Genomic DNA, 21,234 nt, shown 5'->3' with positions numbered 1-21,234 from the left:
AAATGGCTAAGCAACATGTAACGACAGTAATTAACGGTGATCCCGTCGAGTTTTTATGTGAGGCAAACCAATCGTTGCTCGATGTATTGCGTAACGATTTGGGTATGACTGGGACCAAAGAGGGTTGCGGTACCGGTGACTGTGGCGCATGCAGCGTTACGCTAGACGGTCGTTTGGTTTGCTCATGTCTCGTGCTTGGTGTTGAGGCAGGAGGCAAAGCAGTACAAACAATCGAAGGGATGGCCAACGGCGAGCACCTCCACGTGCTGCAGCGTAAGTTCCTCGAACACGCTGCCTTGCAGTGCGGTATCTGTACACCTGGATTTTTAGTGGCTGCGCGTTCGCTGCTCGAACGCAATCCTGATCCAACCGAAGAAGAAGTGCGTTTTTGGTTGGCTGGTAATTTGTGCCGTTGCACCGGCTACAACAAAATCATCGAAGCCGTGCTCGATGCAGCACGTGAAATGCGGGGAGCCTGATTATGTTGACCAATACAAAGAACACACAGCAAACATTGAAATCCGTAGGTACGAGCCCGGTTCGTCCGGACGGCGTGCCAAAGGTTACCGGTTTAGCGCAATACGGTGCCGACTATTCCTTGCCTGGTATGTTGTGGGCAAAAGTGCTGCGTTCACCGCATGCGCATGCTCGAATTCGTTCGATCAATACCGCCAAGGCGCTTGCCTTGCCCGGCGTGAAGGCAATTATTACTGCCGCGGATTTGCCAAACCAGCCGTTTGATTACGTTGGTCCTGAGCGCGTCGCAGTGAACTACTGGCACATGACGCGTAATATCTTGGCGCGTGAAAAGGCCTTATACGAAGGGCATGCGATTGCAGCCGTTGCTGCAACGACTGCAGCCATCGCGGATCAAGCAGTGCGTTTGATCGAAGTGGATTTCGAAGTGTTGCCTCACGTAATCGATGTAGATGACGCAATGAAGCCTGATGCGCCTCTACTGTTTGAGGACATGATCCCTCGCGGCTTTGATCCAGCACCGACCAAGCCTTCGAATATTTCAAAGCGTTTAGAGTTCAAGATTGGTGATCTCGAGGCTGGTTTTGCATCAGCCGATGAAGTCGTTGAGATGAGCTTCAAAACAGCTGCGGTGCATCAAGGTTATATCGAGCCGCATTCCTGCTTGGCACGTTACGGTGCGGATGGTCAGTGTGAACTCTGGTCATCGAGCCAGGGCCACTTTGTGGTGCGTGCTTACACGTCGAAGCTGCTCGGCATTGATATTGGTAATCTGCTGGTGCATCCGGCAGAGATCGGTGGCGGCTTCGGCGGCAAGACCGTTGTATACGTCGAACCTCTTGCCCTGGCGTTGGCACGCAAGTCTGGTCATCCGGTCAAGCTGATGATGTCCCGTGAGGATACGTTCAAAGCGACTGGTCCTACTTCTGGCGCATCGATGACAGTCAAGATCGGCGTGAAGAAGGACGGCACCATTGTCGCAGCAGATGGCCTGTTTAAGTTTCAAGCGGGTGCATTCCCAGGTTCGCCTGTGATGAACGCAACAATGTGTGCGTTTGCCCCGTACATCATTCCAAACGCGCGCGCGATCGGATTTGATGTCGTGTCGAATCGCCCCAAGTCGGCTGCGTACCGCGCACCGGGCTCGCCCATCTCCGCTTTCGCTGTTGAAAGCGTTCTTGATATCTTGGCAAAGAAAATTGGAATGGATCCACTGAAGTTGCGTCTTAAAAACGCAGTGAAGGCTGGTTCGCCCACGATATGGGGTCCAAAACATTCGCACGATGGCTACGCCGAAACGATTCAGGCACTGCTTGACCATCCTGAGTACAACAAGCCGTTGGGTAAAAACCAAGGCCGTGGCGTCGCCTCGGGCTTCTGGTTTAACGGTGGCGGTGAGTCGACCGCCTCGGTGCACATTAACGAAGACGGCACGGTTGTGATCGCGACAGGTAGTATGGACGTCGGCGGTTCGCGTGCATCGATGGCGTTGATGGCAGCTGAGACACTGGGTGTTCCATACGAAAGCGTGCGTTCGACTGTTGCCGATACGGCTTCGATTGGCTACAACCACGTTACCGGTGGTTCACGCGTCACGTATGCAACTGGAATGGTTGTGGTGGAAGCGTGCAATAAGATCATCGAAGAGTTACGTGCGCGTGCAGCTTTGATGTGGGATGTCGATGTCAAAGGCGTGATTTGGGAAGATGGTTATGCCAAGCCCGCCGACAAGAGCGTCGGCGCGTTTGAGCCGCTGTCACTCAAAGCAATTGCCGCAAAGCGTGCTGTGACAGGCGGTCCGATTGGTGTGGAGTCCTCAATCAACGCCGGTGGCCAAGCGCCTGGCTTCTCAACGCAGTTCTGCGATGTAGAAGTCGATCCAGAAACCGGTGCGGTGAAGATCTTGCGTTTTGTTGCTGCACAAGACGTTGGTCGTGCGATTCACCCCAAGTACTGCGAAGGCCAGATTCAAGGTGGCGTGGTACAGGGTATTGGTTGGGCGTTGAACGAGGAATACATCTACGACAAGCAGGGACGTCTGTCGAACGCAGGCTTCCTCGATTACCGTATTCCTGTGGCCTCTGATTTGCCAATGATTGAAGCGATTATGGTTGAAGTGCCTAACCCGAACCACCCGTTTGGTGTGAAGGGCGTGGGAGAGGCCAACATCGTTCCACCAATGGCCGCTGTTGCTAACGCAATTGAGCGTGCGACCGGTACTCGCATGACGGAATTGCCGATGTCACCTCCACGTGTGCTTGCCGCCTTAGATGCAGGGCGCGGGTAACGCTGCTTTGCCGCAAGCCGTCCGGGTCATGTTGACCGGCGGCTTCAGCAGGCGATATACGAACGGTGTAAGAGAGTTCGAGGTCCAAGCGCGAACCGTACGCGGTGTGATTCGTGCGATGGACGAACTCTTTCCCGGTCTGGGTGAGCACCTCGAAGAAGAAACCTCAATTGCGATTGATGGTGTGATCCATGAGGTCGTCTACACCCAGGCCATACGCTCGGGAGGCGAGGTGTTCTTTATCCCGCGAATCGAGGGCGGCTAGTCAGCTAAAAACCGACCGTAATCACAGCGATTGCCGCGCCTCGTTCAGGTAGGTTTCATTTATATAGGAATGCGCTTGTGTGCCCGCACGTTTGGGCACATTGCGTAATAGCGCGCTAATCTCAATGAGCGACTGAATTGAATCGGGATTTGCTTGCGCATTTCTTGGGAATATCTCTGCTTGGGTGTACTCTTCCCACGCGCGATCTGCGTATTCCGGTGTGATGCCAGTCTCAGCCACAGCAATTTTTTGACAACCCGCTTTGTTGGCATAAAACCAGTCGTGTGCACGTATGAAGGCGCGCATGAAAGCGACGACCGTTGCATGGTTTGCGCGCGCCCAACGACTGTCGACATTCAATGAGGTGAACTGAAACCAGGGAAAGCTTTCGCGTGGCTCGCAAAGAGAGTTGTAGCCTTGATCGAGCGCAATGTAGTTTAGCGGTGCGCCTTGAAGACCGGCATCAATTTTTCCGGCTTGAAGCATCTCCCAGCGGGCGAGGATTGGACCGCACGCCACAATCTTATAGTCTTGTGGGTAGTGCAGGCCCTGGGCCGACATAATCTTCATGACAAGCGATGAACTACCGGCTTCAATAGAAGACACGCCCACGGTACGGCCGCGTAAGTCCTCAAAGGTTTTGACATCTTTACCTGAGATAAAGGAGAAGGGCAGGCGATTAATATTGCCGCCAATGATTTCTAAGGTTCCGCCACCTTCACTATCCAAAATAATATGTTCGGTTACTCCGAGGGCGATATCGAGACGACCGTCTTGTAGTCGCCGCCATACTTCATCAATAGGCTCATGCAAGTCGATCGTGACATCCAGGCCTTCTTGTTCAAACATACCCTGATGGGATGCGATCCAGATGGGCAAGTTGAAGTAGTTGCGAGAGATCGCACCAAGCATGATTTTTTTCATGAAGATACCTTTGATGTAAGTCATTAGCTGTACTGGCACATTGGAGGATGTTAACTTAATGCGATGGTCATTTCCTTTGCATTTCAAACGCGTTATTAAGATCTATTTATGAACACAGCCCAACTCCAACAAGCCGTTAATGAATTGTTGCCCGCGTGGCACGAGCACTCCCGTATCGAAGAGATAACGGCGGCCTGCCGGCCTCAGAGTCGGTCGCAGGCATACGCCTTACAGCAAGCGCTCTTTGATGCGTGCCACGAGGCACCCTTGGGTTGGAAAATTGCCGCAACGAGTCAGGCCGGACAGCAGCATATCGGTGTCAGTGGGCCGCTTGCAGGTCGCTTGCTGCAATCACGTTGTTTACCTGAGGCGCAAGAGATATCCTTGAGTCGCAATGCGATGGCTGTTGCGGAGGCTGAGTTTGCCTTTCGCATTGGACGCGATGTAGCGCGTCCATCGGCGAAGCCGCTCAGTGTGAGTGAGGTGATGGATTGTGTGCAAGCTCTGCATATTGCGATTGAGATTCCTAATTCACGCTTTATGGATTTCGCGAAAGCAGGCGAGGCTCAATTGATTGCAGACTTTGCATGCGCATGCTTCGTTGTGTTGGGTCGCGAAGTGACACAAGATTGGCGCAGCATTGATTTAGCACAGCATCAGGTAAGCGTTGTACAAAACGGGACACACGTTGCCAAGGGTGTCGGCAGCAACGTGCTGGGTGATCCGCGTATCGCACTTGCCTGGCTCGCCAATGAATTACTCGATCACGGCATGCAGCTCAAGGCAGGCGAGATCGTGATGACGGGCACCTGCGTGGTGCCGGTTCCAGTAAAAATCGGCGATCATTTGATCGCCGATTTTGGTACGTTTGGTCGTGTAGAGACCCGTTTTGACTAGCTAGGGATTCGGGCCCCAGGGCGCGCCTAGTAACAGCTTGTTTTCTTGTTGTTGCAACATTGGGCGTAGTTGTTTCGCGAAGTTCATGAAGGCTTGATCGCCGTAAACGCCTGCCCAAAAGGCACGTCGATCAGCATCATCATCAAATTTCCAAAGGTGTACGAGTTGATTCAATGCACCGATGTCGCCAGTAAAGTAGCCGCAAAGTTTTTGTGGGTGTTTCGATAATGCGGGCCAGCCCTCCGCTTTGTAGAGTGCGATCACATCGTTCATCTTACCTACGGTTACGGTGTAGGTGCGCAGTTCGTAAATTGCCATTGTTGTCTCCGTTATAAAAGTTAGGCTGCGATGCTTTGTGCCTGCTGTGCGCCGCGAATAAGCTTTCCTGGTAGTTCTCCGGTCGCCACACCATTCTGGTAAGTGACCACGCCCGAAACGATGGTGGCTATAAAACCTTCAGCGGTCTGCCCAAGGCGACGGCCGCCAGCCGGCAAGTCGTAGACGATTTTGGGAGCATGTAGCTTGAGCTTTGCAAAATCGATAATGTTGATATCGCCTTTGAAGCCAGGCTTGAGCTGCCCACGATCATTGAGTCCAACCGTTGCTGCGGTATCTTGGGTTTGCCACTTAACGAGATCTTCCAGTGGAATTTTTTCTCCGCGGGTCCGGTCCCGAGCCCAGTGTGTGAGCAAATAAGTGGGAAAACTCGTGTCACAGATATACCCGTAATGTGCACCGCCATCACTCAATCCGGGGACCGTATCGCGATCAAGCAACATCTCTCTTAAGACATCGTGATTTTGATCGGCATAGTTGTAGAGCGGTCGGTAAAGCATTGCCGTACCGTTGTCACCAAGCAGATAGTCATAAGCAAAAGCCGCTGGCTCTTGACCAGCTCGGCGTGCACGCCCCGCAATGCTGTCTTCGGGGGCTGGTTCGTAGTCGGGTGGATCGCCAAGAGGGTAGAGGTTTTCGAAGTTAGCCACACGACGCTTATACATAGCCTCGGTATGTTCCTCGGCAAGAATTTTTTCACGAACCGCTGAGTCGCGAAGCTGTTTAAGGCGTTCTTCAGGGCTTAGATTCTTTAGCGCTTCAAACGAGGGTAGTTGCGTGAACGGACAAAGCGATAGCGCAAAACTGAAAATCAGAGCGACAGGGCGGGCTCCCACTTGCGCCTTCATCTTTAGACCAGCATCGGTAGCCTCATGCATATGCTCCATGACGCGTCTCCAGCGATTTGGAAGGTGTTCATGCTGAAGCAAGGTCAAAGAAAGTGGACGGCCTGAAGCCTCAACAATCCGACGCAACATGGCGAACTCAGCGTCGACATCGTCGAAGTCCGTTACCAATTGCAGCGTACCTAAGCCTATTTCTCCCAGTCCTTTCGCAATCGCGGTCAACTCACTTTCGGCAGCGCCCAGGCTCGGTGTTTGGCTGCCATCGCTACTACGGTGCAAGATGGTACGCGAGGTAGTAAACCCAAGCGCACCTGCCTTGACGGCCTCTGCCGCAAGGCGGGCCATTTCTGCATTATCTTTTGCCGAGGCGGGCTCTCGTGCCGCGCCACGATCACCCATCACATGAATACGCAGCGGTGCATGACCGATTTGTGTCGCCACATCAATATCAAATTGTCTTGCTTCCAACGCATCGAGATACTCGGGAAAGGTGCTCCAGTTCCAGGGCAAGCCTTCCTCAAGTACGATGCCAGGGATGTCTTCTACGCCTTCCATCAGTCGCATCATAATGTCCCGATGCTCTTCTTTGCACGGAGCAAAACCGACACCGCAGTTCCCCACCACGACAGTCGTGACGCCTAGCTGAGACGAGGAGGCTAGCTTATTACTCCAAGTAACTTGACCGTCGTAGTGCGTATGGATGTCGACAAAGCCCGGGGTGATCAACATCCCTTTCGCGTCTATCTCTTTGTCTGCCGTGCCGGAGACTGTGCCCACCTGGGCGATGATTCCATCAACTATCTTGACGTCTCCAACAAATGGTTTCCCACCTGTGCCGTCAACGATGAGTCCGTTACGAATAATGAGAGTTGCTGCGCTTGTCATGATGAGTTTTTTAAAGTTTAGGAGGGGAACTGCGCCATCACTTGTGCCACTGCGGCAGTGAGTTTTTTAGCATAAGGGACATGTAAAAACTCGTTGGGGCCGTGTGCGTTGGACTTTGGTCCGAGGACACCGCACACCATCATTTGTGCTTTGGGAAAACCTTGGCTCAGTAAGTTCATCAGCGGAATCGTGCCGCCTTGACCAATGTATCCAACGGGCGCTTGAAAATGCGCCATGCTGGCATTGTTGAGCGCCTGTTCAAACCAAGGTGCCGTCGTCGGCGCGTTCCAACCGCTTGAGGCACCTTCGGCATGGAAGGTGACTTTAGCTTGGTAGGGGGCGTTGTCTTCGAGTAGCGTCTTTAGTTCGGCGACGGCGGCAGCAGCATCGATAAGTGGGGGCAGTCTTAAGCTCAGTTTGAAGGCTGTGTAGGGACGTAAAACGTTGCCCGCGTCTTTGAGTGCGGGGAAGCCTTCAGCCCCGGTCACGCTGAGCGTTGGCATCCATGTCCGACGTACAAGCGCTTCGACCGGATCCAGCGTGGTAGGAATGGCGAATAGCGTTGAACCGCCACAGTCATGGTGAGCCCAGGGGAAGCGCTTGTAGATTTGGTCGCCCAGAATTGCTGCGGTTGCTTGTGCTTGCTGCTTGCGCTCGACAGGCATTTCGCAATGAAAGCTTTGCGGCAGCAGCCTACCTGTCTCGCTGTCCTCTAGACGGTCCAGTACTTGTCGCATGATGCGAAAGCTGGAGGGAACCAAACCCGAGGCGTCACCGGAGTGAATGCCCTCTGTGAGGATTTCCACTTTGAGTACGCCTGCGGCCATGCCGCGTAGACTGGTGGTTAGCCACAACTGATCGTAGTTGCCTGCGCCGCTATCTAAACAAATGACTAAGCCCACATCGCCCATCTTAGGTTTTAAGACATCGATGTAGGGGAGTAGGTCTGGTGAGCCACTTTCTTCACAGGTTTCAATCAAGCCCACAATGCGCGGGTGCTCAATCTTTTGCTCTTTAAGCGCCTGAATCGCAGTAATCGCTGCGTAGGCTGCATAGCCATCATCAGCACCACCGCGCCCATACAGTTTGCCATCCAGGTACTGAGGTGTCCATGGGCCTAGTCCTGCACGCCAGCCGTCGAATTCGGGCTGCTTGTCCAGGTGACCATACATGAGGATGGTTTGGCTGCTCGGTGTTGACGCACGCGTTGCCGCAACTTCAAAAAACATCACAGGTGTACGACCAGGCAGTCGAAGCACTTCGAGTTTTAGGCCGGGCACCTTCTGCGCTTCAATCCAAGTCGCTGCGCGCTGCACGACGGTGTCGAGGTATCCTGCCTGAAGCCAATTTGGATCAAAGGCGGGAGATTTCGCAGGAATCTCGATGTAGTCACTTAATTGACCGACAAGGTCCTCGTCCCAGGCCTTAGTAACCGAAGAGAGGACTTGGGCCGTATCTAAATTGGGGACGGGTGCATTCATCAAAATTCCTTTGGTAAACAGCTGGTTAGGCTTGTGCTTTCACTTTCAGGCGCCAGGCGTGCAGTAGCGGCTCGGTGTAGCCGCTGGGCTGCTCGAGACCTTTGAGCACCAGATCGCGCGCGGCACGGTAGGCGTACGATGCCTCGAAATTAGGTGCCATTGGTTTGTAGAGGGGGTCGCTAGCATTTTGGCCATCCACGACCTTCGCCATGCGCTGCAAGGTTTCGTTGACTTGCGCTTCGGTGACAATGCCATGTTGGAGCCAATTCGCAATATGCTGACTTGAGATGCGCAGTGTGGCACGGTCTTCCATCAGGCCGACGTTATGAATGTCGGGGACTTTGGAGCAACCCACGCCTTGATCAATCCAGCGTACGACGTAACCGAGAATCCCTTGTGCGTTGTTATCAAGCTCTTGCTGAATGTCAGCCGCCGACCATGAAGGCTTGGCCGCAACGGGGATTTGTAAGATATCGTTTAGCAGGCGATCAATTTCTTTAGGTGCGTCAAGTTTTTCTAACTCAGACTGCACGGCTGCAACGTCTACTTGATGGTAGTGCAGAGCATGCAGCGTCGCAGCTGTTGGTGAGGGCACCCAGGCAGTGTTGGCACCGGCTTTCGGGTGTGCAATTTTTTGTTCTAGCATTGCCGCCATGAGGTCCGGCATCGCCCACATCCCTTTACCAATCTGAGCGCGACCGCGCAAACCGCATGACAGACCTGTCAGCACGTTGCTGCGCTCGTAAGCGGACAGCCAAGCACTGGATTTCATATCGCCCTTGCGGATCATTGGTCCAGCTTGCATCGCCGTGTGCATTTCATCGCCGGTCCGATCAAGGAACCCTGTGTTGATAAAGGCCACTCGCGCTGGTGCCGCGTTGATGCACGCCTTGAGGTTGACGCTCGTGCGGCGCTCTTCGTCCATAATGCCCAGCTTCACAGTGTTGGCGGGCAAACCGAGGATTGCTTCGACACGACCAAACAGTTCGTTTGCAAAAGCGACTTCGGCTGGCCCATGCATTTTTGGCTTCACGATATAGACCGAGCCAGTGCGTGAATTGCCGAAGGCATGGTCCTTAGTACGCTTTAAGTCGTGCAGGGCGATCGCGACCGTGACCACCGCATCCAAAATACCTTCGAAGATCTCGTTGCCATTACCATCAATGATTGCAGGGTTGGTCATCAGGTGCCCAACGTTACGCAAAAATAGCAACGAACGACCGTGCAAAGTGACTACGCCATCTTTGGTCCCTTTAGCACCAGCAGCTGCGGTGTACTTACGATCAGCGTTGAGCGTACGATTAAATGTTTTACCGCCCTTGCTTACGCTCTCAACAAGCGTGCCTTTCAGGATGCCGAGCCAATTGCTGTAGGCCAGCACTTTGTCGTCTGCATCGACGACAGCAACCGAGTCTTCTAGGTCGAGAATCGTTGAAAGTGCTGCCTCAAGAATAATGTCACTGACGCCGGCAGGATCGGTCTGGCCGATGCTTGTGGTGCTGTTAATCTGAATGTCGATGTGCAGTCCATTGTTAACGAGTAGCACAGCACTCGGAGCGGACGCATCACCCTGGTAGCCGACAAACTTGCTGCTGTCGGCAAGTCCAGTAATCGAGCCATTTTTAAGCGTCGCAGTTAAGGAGCCCGCTTTTACAGCGTAGCGCGTCACATCGCTATGCGATCCAGAGGCGAGGGCAGCGGCTTGATCTAAGAACTTGCGTCCATAGGCAATGACCTTGGCGCCTCGCACGGGGTTATAGCCGCCGGCACGCGTTGCTCCGCCATCCTCGGAGATCGCGTCGGTGCCATAGAGGGCGTCATACAGCGAGCCCCAACGCGCATTCGCAGCATTCAGCGCATAGCGTGCATTCAGGACTGGAACGACAAGCTGAGGGCCTGCCTGCAAGGCGAGCTCGGCGTCCACATTGGTCGTGGTGGCTCGAGCGTTGGCGGGAACCGCCACGAGGTAGCCGATTTTTGTCAGAAAGGCTTTGTAGGCAGGCATGTCCTGAATAGGACCCGGGTGTGCCCGATGCCATGCGTCCATCTCTGTTTGGATGCGATCACGCTCGGCAAGTAGCGCTGCATTTTTGGGTCCGAGATCGTGCACGATGGCATCGAAGCCTTTCCAGAAGTCCGCAGGGGTTACGCCAGTGCCCGGAAGTACTTGTTGTTCGATAAAGTTGTAGAGCGGGTTGGCAACGTGTAGACGGTGGCAAGAAGTGCGAGCAGTCATGCGTGATCAGCCTTTGTGAATATAAATAAATAATTGAGTATTTTACTAAGGATTCCCGCTCGAAAAGGCGGTCCCCGTGCTGTTTAACGGCTTGAACTAAAACACATAGGAGGTCAGCCCGGCTCGAATTTGTTCGACTGAAAGTTTTGAAACCCAGGCGGCTGCGGCAGATGCCAGAATTGTGTCGAGCGTTTGGGGTGTTTCTCTTATACGAGGGGAAAGCGCTTCGAGCGAAAAGACCGCAAGGCGTTCAGTTCCAGTCATGAGCGTCACGTATGAGCTTTCTATGGTTACGGCACGTTTACCGGCAGCAAGATGCTCTTGCAAAACTTTGTTGTCAGGAGCGCGCGCGTAAAAAACAATCTCACCATCGCAGTACTCCGCCAAGGCAACAACGTTTTCGTCCTGCGCGTTGAGGATCCCGTGACCAGTTCTGTATACAACATCCACTTGTGTGCGGAAAATCTTAATCAGATCTTCAGCATCTTCGAAGGCGTGATAGGCAACATCTGGATGTTTGTATGCATCAGAGTATGCGATGTTGGTGACAATGCCGACACTACAGTGTTCATAGGCAAGCCCTTCAGTCAGGATTTGCAAGCCTTGATTCTCAATCACCGCTGCTTCGACGTCTTTGTTCAGCAAGACCCGTTGCGCCTGTTTCCAGTTCGCGCTATCGCGCTGGTGTAGTACTCGATTGCCGACGTACAGTCCTGACGTATTCGCCAAGGCAACACAATCGCCACTCTGTTTGAGAAGGTGAAAAACCAAGTTTGAAACCTCGGTAGTGCCGCTTGATCCAGTAATACCAATCAGTGGGATACTGCCGTTCTCGTCACCTGGAAACATGTAATCAACGATCGTGCGCCCAACGGGTTGCGACGTACCTTCGGCTGGCTTGAGATGCATGAGCAGCCCGGGGCCGGCGTTGACCTCTACGATCGCTGCGCCTTGGTCCCGCATGGGTTTAGAAATGTCCTCTGCAACTAAGTCGATGCCAGCGATATCCAAGCCAACGGTCTTTGCTGCTAGAGCAGCCATTGCAGCGACTTCCGGATGGACGGAACTGGTGCAATCGAATGCAACGTTTCCGTTACGTTGAATTAAGACTTCGCGTCCAGCTGGGATCACGCTATCGGCATGAAAGCCTTGGCGTTTAAGTTCCAGTCTTGCGGCGGAGTCGATGCGAATGGGGTTCAGTGGTTGTTCTTCGCCGCGACCACGACGCGGATCGGAATTGATCTGTGAGGCAATCAGTTCGTTGACCGTCTGTATGCCATCCCCAATGACACTTGCCATTTGGCCCTTGGCTGCGGCAGCGAGCTTACCGCCCACGATGAGCAAACGATGTTCGTTGCCACGGATGAATTTCTCAACGAGAACGCCCGAGCCTTCATCGACGGCGACTTCGTAGGCAGCTTCAATTTCTTGTTGCGTTTCAAGATTAATGAAGACGCCTCGTCCGTGGTTGCCATCAAGGGGCTTGACGACGACGGGTAGTCCAATGTCTTGTGCAGCATCCCAAGCGTCAGCGGCGCTATCTACAGCACGCCCTTGGGGTATGGGAACACCACACGCCTCTAGCAGCGATTTCGTCAGGTCCTTGTCACGCGAGATTGTCTCGGCAATCGCACTTGTCTGATCCGTTTCTGCTGTCCAGATGCGGCGCTGCTTGGCGCCATAGCCAAATTGAACGAGATTTCCAGAACTCAAGCGGGTGGCGGCGATTTGTCGATCATCGGCTGCGAGCACCATCGAGGCAGTGCTTGGACCAAGGCAAAGATCCTGCGCGAGATCACGCAGCGCCTCAAGCGCTGCATCAAAATCATAAGGTTGGTCCTCAATCGCCGCGAGTACTAAATCACGGGCCGTGTACAGTGCTGCGCGGGTGACATCTTCTTGCCATCCGCTAATCATGACTTTGTACACACCGCGCTCTTCTGTTTCACGCGCACGTCCAAAGCCATAGCCAGGCACACCCGCTAGGTCTTGGAGTGCCAGCGCGACATGCTCCATAATGTGGCAAGGCCAAGTGCCCTCTTTAAGGCGCATTAAAAAGCCACCCCGCACACCCGGACTGCAGCGATGTTCAATCAAGCTTGGGAGCATGGTGGTCAGTCGTTCGTACAGACCAGGGACTGTATTAGATGGGCAGTCCTCTAGGTCGCCGATATCGACGAGCGCCTCGATCGTGGCGCGGTAGGCCCAAATATTTGGCCCCCGCAAAAAGATAATTCGCCGAATAACGATGTCGCGCTTGGTCATGATGCATACAAGGATGTTTCTAAGCGCTTATTATCACCTTAAAACTGCTGCGAAATACCTCTGTTTTTAGTGTGAATCTGTCTTAACGCGGTTTGCGACCCTTGATAGGATACTGAGGGTCGACAAAGCCGTGCGTTGAGGCATAGCCGGGTGGCACGAGCGAATCCACCAGCACTTCATCCTCTGGTAGTAATTGCACTGCTAGTGCTGCCACATAGTCTTTCCATTGCTCAAGTGTGCGAGGGCCGCCGATGACACCGCTCAAAAGCTTATTGCTGAGTGCCCAGGCAATGGCGAACTGTGTTGCACTGAGATTACGACTTTCAGCATGTTTTTTGAGGGCGTTTGCCACTTCTAGGGATTCAGGGCGGAACTCCGTTTGATGAATACGACGATCTCCTCGGCCGGCGCGACTTTGGGCATCAGGTTCGACATTCGGAGCATATTTACCGGTCAAGACTCCGCGCGCTAAGGGGCTGTAGGCGACAACGCCCACGCCATAATGTTCGCACGCTGGAATCACTTCCGTCTCTATCAGGCGGGTCACCGCGCTGTAGGGAGGTTGACAAACGATGGGCTGCGGAATCCCCATTTTTCGGGCAGTCTCGACCATACGGGCCACGCGCCATCCACGGAAGTTTGAGATCCCGTAATACCGAATCTTCCCTTGTTCAATTAGTCTGGCAAAGGTTGATAAGGTTTCTTCGATCGGCGTGACTTCGTCATCCTTATGCATGTAGTAGACATCAATCCAGTCGGTGCCCAAGCGCTTGAGACTGTTGTCCACCTCTTGTGTGACCCAGCGACGCGATAGTCCTTTGTCATTTGGTTCTTTGCCAATCGCATTTGCAACTTTAGTCGCAAGTACCCAGCGCGAGCGGTCCTGAGCGATCAGGCGGCCAACCATGCGTTCAGACTCGCCGTTGGCGTAATTATCTGCCGTATCAATAGCGTTGAGTCCTGCATCGCGAGTCACCGCAATCATTTCACGCGCAACACTTTCGTCGGTTTGATCACCAAACATCATCGCGCCTAACCAAAGGCGCGGCACGCGCAGGCCGCTGTTACCGAGAGTAATGTACTGGGGCGTCGTCGTGTTTGTCATGGTTGATGAGTGCAGAAAAGGGTGGCTAGGAGAAACTGCGGCCGCACGTTATCACACGGCGAGCTTGGCGATTTTTTCACTAATCGCCAGTACGCGTTGCGCGGCATACACGATCGGGTAGTCGATGAACTGCCCATCCAACTGGATCGACGACGAGCCTGCAGCTTCGGCTGCAGCGAAGGCATCGACTACGCGTTGCGCTCGAGCTACCTGTTCGCTCGTTGGAGTGAAGCAGCGATTTGCAACAGCAATTTGATCGGGGTGAATGCACATCTTGCCTTGATAGCCAAGATCTTTGATGTGCAGCGTCGACTGCTCAAAACCTTCCGCATCCTTTAGATCCACCCAAACCGTGTCGATGGGTGGCTCTTTGCCAGCCGCACGTGAAAGCAAGGCGATTTGGTTTCTGTAGGAAAGAAGTTCGAGCTCGCTACGCGACCAACGTAGCCCTAGATCAAGCGTGAAGTCACCTGCGCCAAAGGCGACGCGCTTGATGCGCGCTGTGTTGGCAAGAATGCTAGCTAAGTTCGCTAAGCCAAGGGCTGTCTCAATGATTGGCATGAGATCGATGCAGCCAGGAGTCAGCCCACGCTCTCGCTCAAGCTGCGTAATAAGCCAGTCGGCCGTTTGGGCCTCAGCCGCTGTTTCGACCTTTGGTAACACGACGCCATCAAGACCTGGTTGAATCGTCTCTTGCAAATCCCCGAAGGCGTAAACCGTTGACATGGGATTGACACGAACGTATCCAAGGCAGCTACGAGGCAGTTGCATTGCTTGAACGACTTTTGCACGACTTGGAATTTTTTCCGACACGGCGCAGGCGTCCTCAAGATCAAGGATGACCGCGTCCGCGCCCAAGGTAAATGCTTTCTCAGTTCGCCTAGGATGATTCGCCGGAGCGAAAAGAAAAGTTCTAAAAGTCCCCATTGATGACCTTAGGTAGATTGATGTGGTTGGTTAGAGTTCGATATTTGCAGCTTTTGCAACGACTGCCCATTTTTTAATTTCGTCGTCAATATATTTCTTAAACTCTTCAGGCGTGCTGCCTACAGGAAAAGCGCCAATGCCTTCCAATTGTTTGCGGATATCGGGAGACTTCATAATCTCAATCGTTGTTTTGGCTAAAAGATTGATGATATCGGGAGGCGTGCCGGTTGGGGCCATGAGACCGCTCCACGAGCTCACTTCAAAGTCCGGAAAGCCTAGCTCGATCAAGGTGGGTACGTCAGGAAGTTGGGGCATACGCTCGCGTCCCGCAACCGCAATCGGACGCAACTTGCCTGCCTGAAGGGTCGTCGTGACGCCGGAGGCAGTCTTAAACCCGATGCCCACCTGTCCGCCAATAACATCGTTCATCGCTGGCGCAGCGCCCTTGTAAGGGACGTGCAGCAAGTCGATGCCTGCGCGTAACTTAAGCATTTCCCCAGCGAGGTGCGGCGAACCGCCTGGGCCAGATGTCGCGTAAGCCAATTTTCCAGGATTCGCCTTTGCATACGCAATCAATTCGGGTAGCGTTTTGAAGGGTTGGTCATTGTTAGCGACAAGGATGCTCGGCGAGGAGACTAGCTGACTAATCGGTATAAAGTCACGCTGGGTGTCGTAATTGAGTTTTTTGTACGTAGAAATATTTGTGGCGTTGGCCACGGTACCCAAAAAGAGTGTGTAGCCGTCCGGTTTGGCCCGCGCTGCCTCTTGTGAGCCGATATTTGAACCACCGCCCGGTTTATTTTCGACGATGAAAGACTGTCCAAGCGCTTTTTCCAAGCGGTTGGCAATGAGGCGGGCGACGATATCAGTCGGTCCGCCCGGTGGAAAGCCCACGATGATCTTGACAGGCCGATCCGGATACTTGTTTTGTCCAAAGGCCGGCGTGGCGAGCGTCGTAAACAGCAGCATGGTGCAGGCCAACGCGCGCTGAATAAACTGGGGTTTTCCAATCATGATTGTCTCCAAAATATTTTTTGCACGATACCATGGGCGCATACTTCTTGGTGCGTGGGTTCACGGGGGCGGCCCATTCGCGGTGGGGAGGGGCTTAGGTTATAGTTGATCCACTACTTTTTGCATGATTTATAGCGTATTTTGGAGAGAAACATGAGCGCCGCATTACTTTCACCTCGTATGGCTTTGGTCAGGCCGTCGCCCACGCTTGCCGTGACAGATAACGCCAAGGCGCTGAAGGCGAAGGGGTTAGATGTCATTGTGCTGGCTCAGGGCGAGCCCGATATGGATACGCCCGCCAACATTTGCGATGCAGCGGTAACAGCGATCCGAGCTGGGCAGACGCGCTACACGCCAGTCAATGGCACGGTCGAGCTCAAAAAGGCGATTGTTGCGAAGTTTTTGCGCGATCACGCGATGACCATCAACCCCAATGACGTGATTATCGGAACTGGCGGCAAGCAAGTTTTGTTTAATGCCTTGGTTGCTACCTTGGGAGAGGGCGATGAGGTGTTGATCCCTGCGCCTTGTTGGGTTAGTTATCCAGATATGGCGATCTTAGCTGGCGGGAAAGCGGTTACGGTTGCTTGCGGCGCCGAGACTAATTTTAAAATTACACCCGCGCAACTGCAGAAGGCGATCACACCGCGCACGCGTTGGTTGATTTTGAATTCACCCTCTAACCCGACCGGGTCGGTCTACACAGAGCAAGAGCTGCGCCTATTGGGGGATGTGTTGAAGAACCACCCTAATGTACTGGTGATGGTCGACGACATGTACGAGAAGTTGCTATTCGATGGCACCACTTTTTGTACGTTGGCGCAAGCTGCTCCGGCTATCGCAGACCGGATCTTGACCGTAAATGGCGTCTCTAAGGCGTACTGCATGACAGGCTGGCGGATTGGCTATGGCCATGGCCCTAGCTGGCTGATCGAGGCGATGTCAACAATCCAATCCCAGTCCACCTCGAATCCATCTTCTATTAGTCAAGCCGCTGCGGTTGAGGCACTCAATGGTCCGCAAGATTTCATTGCCAAGCACAATGTGATTTTTCAGAGACGCCGCGACATGGTGGTACGCATGCTTAACGAATGCCCCGGTATCACCTGCTTGAAGCCGCAAGGCGCTTTTTATGTGTATCCAAGCTGCGCGGGAACGCTGGGAAAAACGACTCCCAAGGGTAAAAAAATCAATAATGACTTTGATTTCGCAACAGCCTTGTTAGATGAAAAGCTCGTGGCGGTTGTTCCTGGCGAGGCCTTTGGTTTAGCGCCTTATTTTCGAATCTCCTACGCCACGTCCGATGCAATCCTCGAAGAGGCCTGCAAACGCATTCATGCGTTTTGTGCCTCGTTGACCTAAGCAGTCCGGTCAGTTGTGCCTGATGCAGGGGGCCGAAAGGCCCCCATTTCTTCGAGTAACTCTTGAACCAAGTCCAGTCGTAGCCTCGGATTCTCCAGTGTCATGAGGTGCTGTCGTTGCGAAGCGTTTAAGTTAAGCAACTCTGCCCAACGGTTACTCACCCAGCCGCAATCGTTTAAACGGTAAGGCTTCAGAATTGGTCGTTCGTCATCGGCGATTCCCTGCTCATCCATCGCATGGAGTACCCGCTCTAAGGTGGTCGAGCTCTTTGCTAGCTCAGGTGGAATTTCGATGTCCAGGTCTGCGTCAAGGACTGTGACATCTGCACGCCATAGCCCATTGGGCAGCTGTTCGGCATGATCAATTTTAAAGCGTGCTTGCCCCTTGCAGCGGATGGAGTACAAGCTTGGTTGTATCGCATCGAACTGGATGATTTCTGCAAGGGTGCCGACCTCTGCAAAAGAGACTTGCTCCGCGGGCTGCCGCACCTCAGAGCCTTGATTAAGCGTGACGATACCAAAAGGCATTTTTTCTCGGAAGCTCTCGCGTGTCATATCAAGGTAACGGACTTCAAAGATTTTTAATGCAGTCAACCCTTCAGGGAATAGCGTCATGCCAAGCGGAAAGAGAGGGATATTCATGAGGAGTACTCCGATTTTCCTCTGAGTGTTTTGACTTCAGAGTGCTTGCGTTTGCTCTCGAGGCGACGCTGCCGGGACCCATAGGTCGGTTGCGTCGCGTGACGTGTTTTGGGTGGGAGTGCGACGCTACTGACGAGTTCATGCAGGCGAGCGAGAGCATCGCTGCGATTTAAGTCTTGGCTGCGATGGGATTGTGCCTTAATAATGATTGCGCCGTCTCGGCTAATGCGTCCGTCTCTTAGCGCAAGTAAACGAACCTTGACTCCTGCTGGCAGCGACGAGGTTGGGACATGAAACCGCAGATGAATGGCGCTCGAGACCTTGTTCACATTTTGCCCACCGGCACCCTGGGCGCGCATGGCGGTGATCTCAATTTCGGACGCAGGGATGCAAATAGGCGCTGGCATTGGGAGTTTTTTCGATAGACCTGTAAACTAGATTATCGTTTAACTCTCAGAGACAGTCATGGCTAAAGGTCAGCAAAAGTCGAACAAAGAGTCCAAAAAACCCAAAAAGGACACTTCCACCCCCAAACCAGCGAGCGGGCTGAGTGATCCGGTGCGGGCGACGGTTGTAAACACGGTGTTCACACGCATTAAAAATAAAGATCGTTAATTCTGATGTTTAAGTGAGTTAACGCGTGTCAACTAAAGCAGGGCAGAGTCATCGAGCGATTTCGCCGAATGACGCCATGAAGGCGCAGGCCAAATTAGAACAAGGGCTTGCGGCCCATCAGCACGGCTCCTTTGCGCAAGCACGGGACCTGTATGAGCGTGCGCTCAAACTGCACCCCAATCACTTTGACGCCGTGCACATGCTTGGCTTGCTGGCCTATCAGCAAGGGCAACTAGATCGAGCCGCCTTGCTAATAGGGAAAGCCTTAAAGCTAGATCCCGATGTTGCGTCTGCACATAATAATTTCGGCAATGTGCTGCAAGATCAGCGCAAGCTGACGTTGGCGTTAGCTAGCTACGATCGAGCGATTTCCTTGGATCCGCAGTACGCGGAGGCCCATAACAATCGAGGTGATTTGTTGCAGGTGCTGGGACGTGTGACTGAGGCCTTGACAAGTTACGCACGTGCAATCGAGCTTGCGCCTCGTTATGCCGCGGCTTTTTATAATCAGGCCAATGCCTTTGGTCGTTTGGGACGCTGGCGGCAAGCAGTTGAAAGCTATGACCAGGCGCTAGCTATTTCTCCTCAATACCCGCAGGCGCTGATGAATCGTGGCAATGCGCTTGTCGAGCTGCGTGAGAATGAAGCTGCTGTTCAAAGCTACACGCAAGCGTTGTCGCTTGACCCCACGATTCCCTACCTAGCGGGTACTTTGTTGCACGTCAACACGCAGCAGTGCAAATGGGATGACTACCAAGTACACCTTGAAGCCTTGCTAAAAGATCTTCGCGCAGACAAGCCTGTTTGTTTGCCTTTTCCCTTGCTTGCACTGACCGACGATACTATTTTGCACAAGCAGGTGGCGCAAGCCTGGGTTGCCACTGTGCGCTCAACAATACGCTCACCCTGGGTGGAGACGGTTCGCAACCACCGTGCCAAGTTAAGGGTAGGGTATTTCTCTGGAGATTTCTGTAATCATCCTGTTGCCTATTTAAGCGCAGGCTTATTCGAAGCGCATGATCGTGCTCGCTTTGAAATTTTCGGTTTCTCTTTTGGCCCCGATACGCGCGATGAAATGCGGCAACGTCTTGAGAAAACCTTTGATCACTTTCTGGATGTGAAGGACTGCACGGATACACAGTTAGTGGCGCGTGCCCGGGAATGCGAGCTTGATATCGCGGTGGATTTAACTGGCTTGACCAAGGGTTGTCGCCCTAGGGTATTCCTTGCGCGCGTCGCGCCTGTGCAAGTTAGTTATCTCGGTTACCCGGGGACAACTGGTATTCCTGAGATGGATTATGTGTTGGTGGATCAAGTAATAGCCGAGCCAAGTGACGCGATGCATTACACCGAGAAACTCATTCGTCTGGCCAACAGCTATCAAGCAAACGATCCGAGTCGCCGGCCCTCGCAACGGGTTTTTTCTCGCAAAGAACTCGGTCTACCGGAACAAGGTTTCGTGTATTGCTGTTTCAATAATAATTACAAAATTAATCCAGCGATGTTTGATCGTTGGATGCAGATATTGTCAGAGGTTCCCGATAGCGTGCTGTGGTTGCGAGAGGCGACAGAGGAAACCGCGAAGAACCTTCGTAAAGAGGCGGTCGCAAGAGGTGTTGCAGGAGATCGGCTCGTATTCGCCGGTCGAATCGATTCAATGGCCGATCACTTGGCTAGGCAGCGCGCGGCAGATTTATTTATCGATGCTTTGCCGTATAACGCACACACAACGGCTAGCGATGCTCTCTGGGCCGGCGTGCCTGTCTTAACATGCAAGGGCGGGTCATACGCCGGACGCGTTGGCGCTAGCCTTCTGAGCGCGCTTGATTTGCACGAGCTCATCACGACCAACTTAGTGGATTATGCGGTTCTTGCGATTGCGTTGGCTCGAGACCCTGCCAGGCTCTTTGCGATACGCACCAAATTAGAGCACCAATTACTCACGCAGCCTCTATTCGATATCGAGCGATTTGCGCGCAATATCGAACAAGCGTTCGTGGTTGCGATCGAACGGAAAGCCAAGGGCTTGCCGAACGATCACTTTGATGTGGGTGTCTAGCGAGCTTTCTCGGGAAAAGGTAGTGGCTTACCAGCGGGTATTGGCTCTTCGCCAAGGCTCAATAGCATGGCGATGGTGACATAAGTGCCACTAACTGCGATGAGGTCTACCAGCTGTTGTTCGCCTAGAACTTCTTTTGCATGTTTAAAGAGCTCGTCGCTGATTTCGTAGTTTTTTGTCATATTCATGCACACGTCGTACACAGCTGCTTCGTCAGGCTGCATATTACGGGGGCGGATGTTTTCCTTCAGGTCGTCTGCTACGTGTGCGGGAAGGCCATTGCGCAGTGCGATCGGGTAATGTGCGAACCATTCAACTTGCGATGTCCAGATTCGTGCTTGAATCAGAATTGCAAATTCATTTAAGCGCATCGGAAGCGATGATCCAAACCGTAAATAATCTAACAAACGTTTGATCCGGTCTGCAAACACTGGACTGCGCAACATCACATTGTAGGGGCCGCCTAAGCCGATACTGGAAATATCTAGAATCTCTTTAGCCAGGCCAACAGACTCTGGGGCCACGGTCTCGAGAGTGAGTTGGGGGAAACGTTTTGATTGAGGTGTGCTCATTTGTCTTCCGAGTTAGAAAAATTAAAAAATTAAAAAACGGG

At 53.1% G+C, this 21,234-nt stretch carries 17 protein-coding genes and 1 pseudogene; 6 read left to right on the top strand and 12 right to left on the bottom strand.

The annotated features are described in order from the left end of the window. Positions 1-2: 2 nt before the first annotated feature. From KZZ10_RS08750 to KZZ10_RS08740, 3 genes are read left to right on the top strand one after another with little or no spacing between them, the layout of a single operon-like run. Entirely contained in the window at positions 3-479 is a 477-nt protein-coding gene (locus tag KZZ10_RS08750) for a (2Fe-2S)-binding protein (protein ID WP_259661136.1), read from the top strand. A 2-nt stretch (positions 480-481) separates the two neighbouring features. Next, positions 482-2,764, top strand: coding sequence for a xanthine dehydrogenase family protein molybdopterin-binding subunit (locus KZZ10_RS08745; protein ID WP_259661135.1), 2,283 nt, complete (start codon positions 482-484; stop codon positions 2,762-2,764). Positions 2,765-2,771: 7 nt separating this feature from the next. Next, positions 2,772-3,029, top strand: a complete 258-nt coding sequence (locus KZZ10_RS08740; protein ID WP_259661134.1) for a ubiquitin family protein — start codon at positions 2,772-2,774, stop codon at positions 3,027-3,029. A 21-nt stretch (positions 3,030-3,050) separates the two neighbouring features. On the opposite strand, the gene KZZ10_RS08735 is transcribed toward KZZ10_RS08740, so the two are convergent. Next, complete coding sequence (locus KZZ10_RS08735) at positions 3,051-3,953, bottom strand: ABC transporter substrate-binding protein (RefSeq protein WP_259661133.1); 903 nt, start codon at positions 3,951-3,953, stop codon at positions 3,051-3,053. A 108-nt stretch (positions 3,954-4,061) separates the two neighbouring features. Here KZZ10_RS08735 and KZZ10_RS08730 point away from each other — a divergent pair, with 108 nt between their 5' ends. Continuing rightward, complete coding sequence (locus KZZ10_RS08730; RefSeq protein ID WP_259661132.1) at positions 4,062-4,850, top strand: 2-keto-4-pentenoate hydratase; 789 nt, start codon at positions 4,062-4,064, stop codon at positions 4,848-4,850. Here the strand turns inward: KZZ10_RS08730 and KZZ10_RS08725 are convergent, their stop codons facing one another. From KZZ10_RS08725 to KZZ10_RS08690, 8 genes and pseudogenes are all read right to left on the bottom strand, one after another. Further along, a complete protein-coding gene (locus KZZ10_RS08725) occupies positions 4,851-5,168 on the bottom strand; it encodes an NIPSNAP family protein (RefSeq protein ID WP_259661131.1) in 318 nt (105 codons plus the stop codon). 20 nt (positions 5,169-5,188) lie between these two features. Beyond that, a complete protein-coding gene (locus KZZ10_RS08720) occupies positions 5,189-6,916 on the bottom strand; it encodes an N-acyl-D-amino-acid deacylase family protein (RefSeq protein WP_259661130.1) in 1,728 nt (575 codons plus the stop codon). A 17-nt stretch (positions 6,917-6,933) separates the two neighbouring features. Beyond that, positions 6,934-8,397, bottom strand: coding sequence for a M20/M25/M40 family metallo-hydrolase (locus KZZ10_RS08715; protein WP_259661129.1), 1,464 nt, complete (start codon positions 8,395-8,397; stop codon positions 6,934-6,936). A 25-nt stretch (positions 8,398-8,422) separates the two neighbouring features. Beyond that, complete coding sequence (locus KZZ10_RS08710) at positions 8,423-10,633, bottom strand: malate synthase G (protein WP_259661128.1); 2,211 nt, start codon at positions 10,631-10,633, stop codon at positions 8,423-8,425. A 105-nt stretch (positions 10,634-10,738) separates the two neighbouring features. Continuing rightward, a pseudogene (locus KZZ10_RS08705) lies at positions 10,739-12,898 on the bottom strand (cyanophycin synthetase); the annotation flags it as partial. Positions 12,899-12,980: 82 nt separating this feature from the next. Beyond that, positions 12,981-14,003, bottom strand: a complete 1,023-nt coding sequence (locus tag KZZ10_RS08700; protein WP_259661127.1) for an aldo/keto reductase — start codon at positions 14,001-14,003, stop codon at positions 12,981-12,983. Between the two features lie 51 nt (positions 14,004-14,054). Next, entirely contained in the window at positions 14,055-14,930 is an 876-nt protein-coding gene (locus KZZ10_RS08695; protein ID WP_259661126.1) for an HpcH/HpaI aldolase/citrate lyase family protein, read from the bottom strand. A gap of 30 nt (positions 14,931-14,960) precedes the next feature. Then, on the bottom strand, positions 14,961-15,944 hold the full coding sequence (locus tag KZZ10_RS08690; protein ID WP_259661125.1) for a Bug family tripartite tricarboxylate transporter substrate binding protein: 984 nt from the start codon (positions 15,942-15,944) through the stop codon (positions 14,961-14,963). Between the two features lie 153 nt (positions 15,945-16,097). Between KZZ10_RS08690 and KZZ10_RS08685 the strand changes: the two genes are divergently transcribed. Beyond that, the gene (locus KZZ10_RS08685; RefSeq protein WP_259661124.1) at positions 16,098-17,306 is read left to right on the top strand and encodes a pyridoxal phosphate-dependent aminotransferase; all 1,209 of its coding nucleotides are present in this window, start codon (positions 16,098-16,100) and stop codon (positions 17,304-17,306) included. On the opposite strand, the gene KZZ10_RS08680 is transcribed toward KZZ10_RS08685, so the two are convergent. Continuing rightward, on the bottom strand, positions 17,303-17,947 hold the full coding sequence (locus KZZ10_RS08680; RefSeq protein ID WP_259661123.1) for an LON peptidase substrate-binding domain-containing protein: 645 nt from the start codon (positions 17,945-17,947) through the stop codon (positions 17,303-17,305). The genes KZZ10_RS08685 and KZZ10_RS08680 overlap by 4 nt on opposite strands. After that, positions 17,944-18,354: an alternative ribosome rescue aminoacyl-tRNA hydrolase ArfB gene (gene arfB / locus KZZ10_RS08675; protein WP_259661122.1), complete on the bottom strand. Its 411-nt coding sequence runs from the start codon at positions 18,352-18,354 to the stop codon at positions 17,944-17,946. The genes KZZ10_RS08680 and arfB overlap by 4 nt, the downstream gene beginning before the upstream one ends. A 233-nt stretch (positions 18,355-18,587) precedes the next feature. Here arfB and KZZ10_RS08670 point away from each other — a divergent pair, with 233 nt between their 5' ends. Continuing rightward, positions 18,588-20,621 (top strand): O-linked N-acetylglucosamine transferase, SPINDLY family protein, encoded by a 2,034-nt coding sequence (locus KZZ10_RS08670; protein WP_259661121.1) that lies wholly within the window; start codon positions 18,588-18,590, stop codon positions 20,619-20,621. Here the strand turns inward: KZZ10_RS08670 and KZZ10_RS08665 are convergent. Beyond that, entirely contained in the window at positions 20,618-21,193 is a 576-nt protein-coding gene (locus tag KZZ10_RS08665; RefSeq protein WP_259661120.1) for a carboxymuconolactone decarboxylase family protein, read from the bottom strand. The two genes, KZZ10_RS08670 and KZZ10_RS08665, sit on opposite strands and share 4 nt — an antisense overlap. Between the last annotated feature and the right edge of the window lie 41 nt (positions 21,194-21,234).

The sequence above is a fragment of the Zwartia hollandica genome (genome assembly GCF_019923725.1).
GTDB classification, from domain to species: domain Bacteria; phylum Pseudomonadota; class Gammaproteobacteria; order Burkholderiales; family Burkholderiaceae_B; genus Zwartia; species Zwartia hollandica.
Note: the sequence above shows the minus strand (reverse complement) of the source record. Positions and strands in the feature narration are given on the sequence as shown.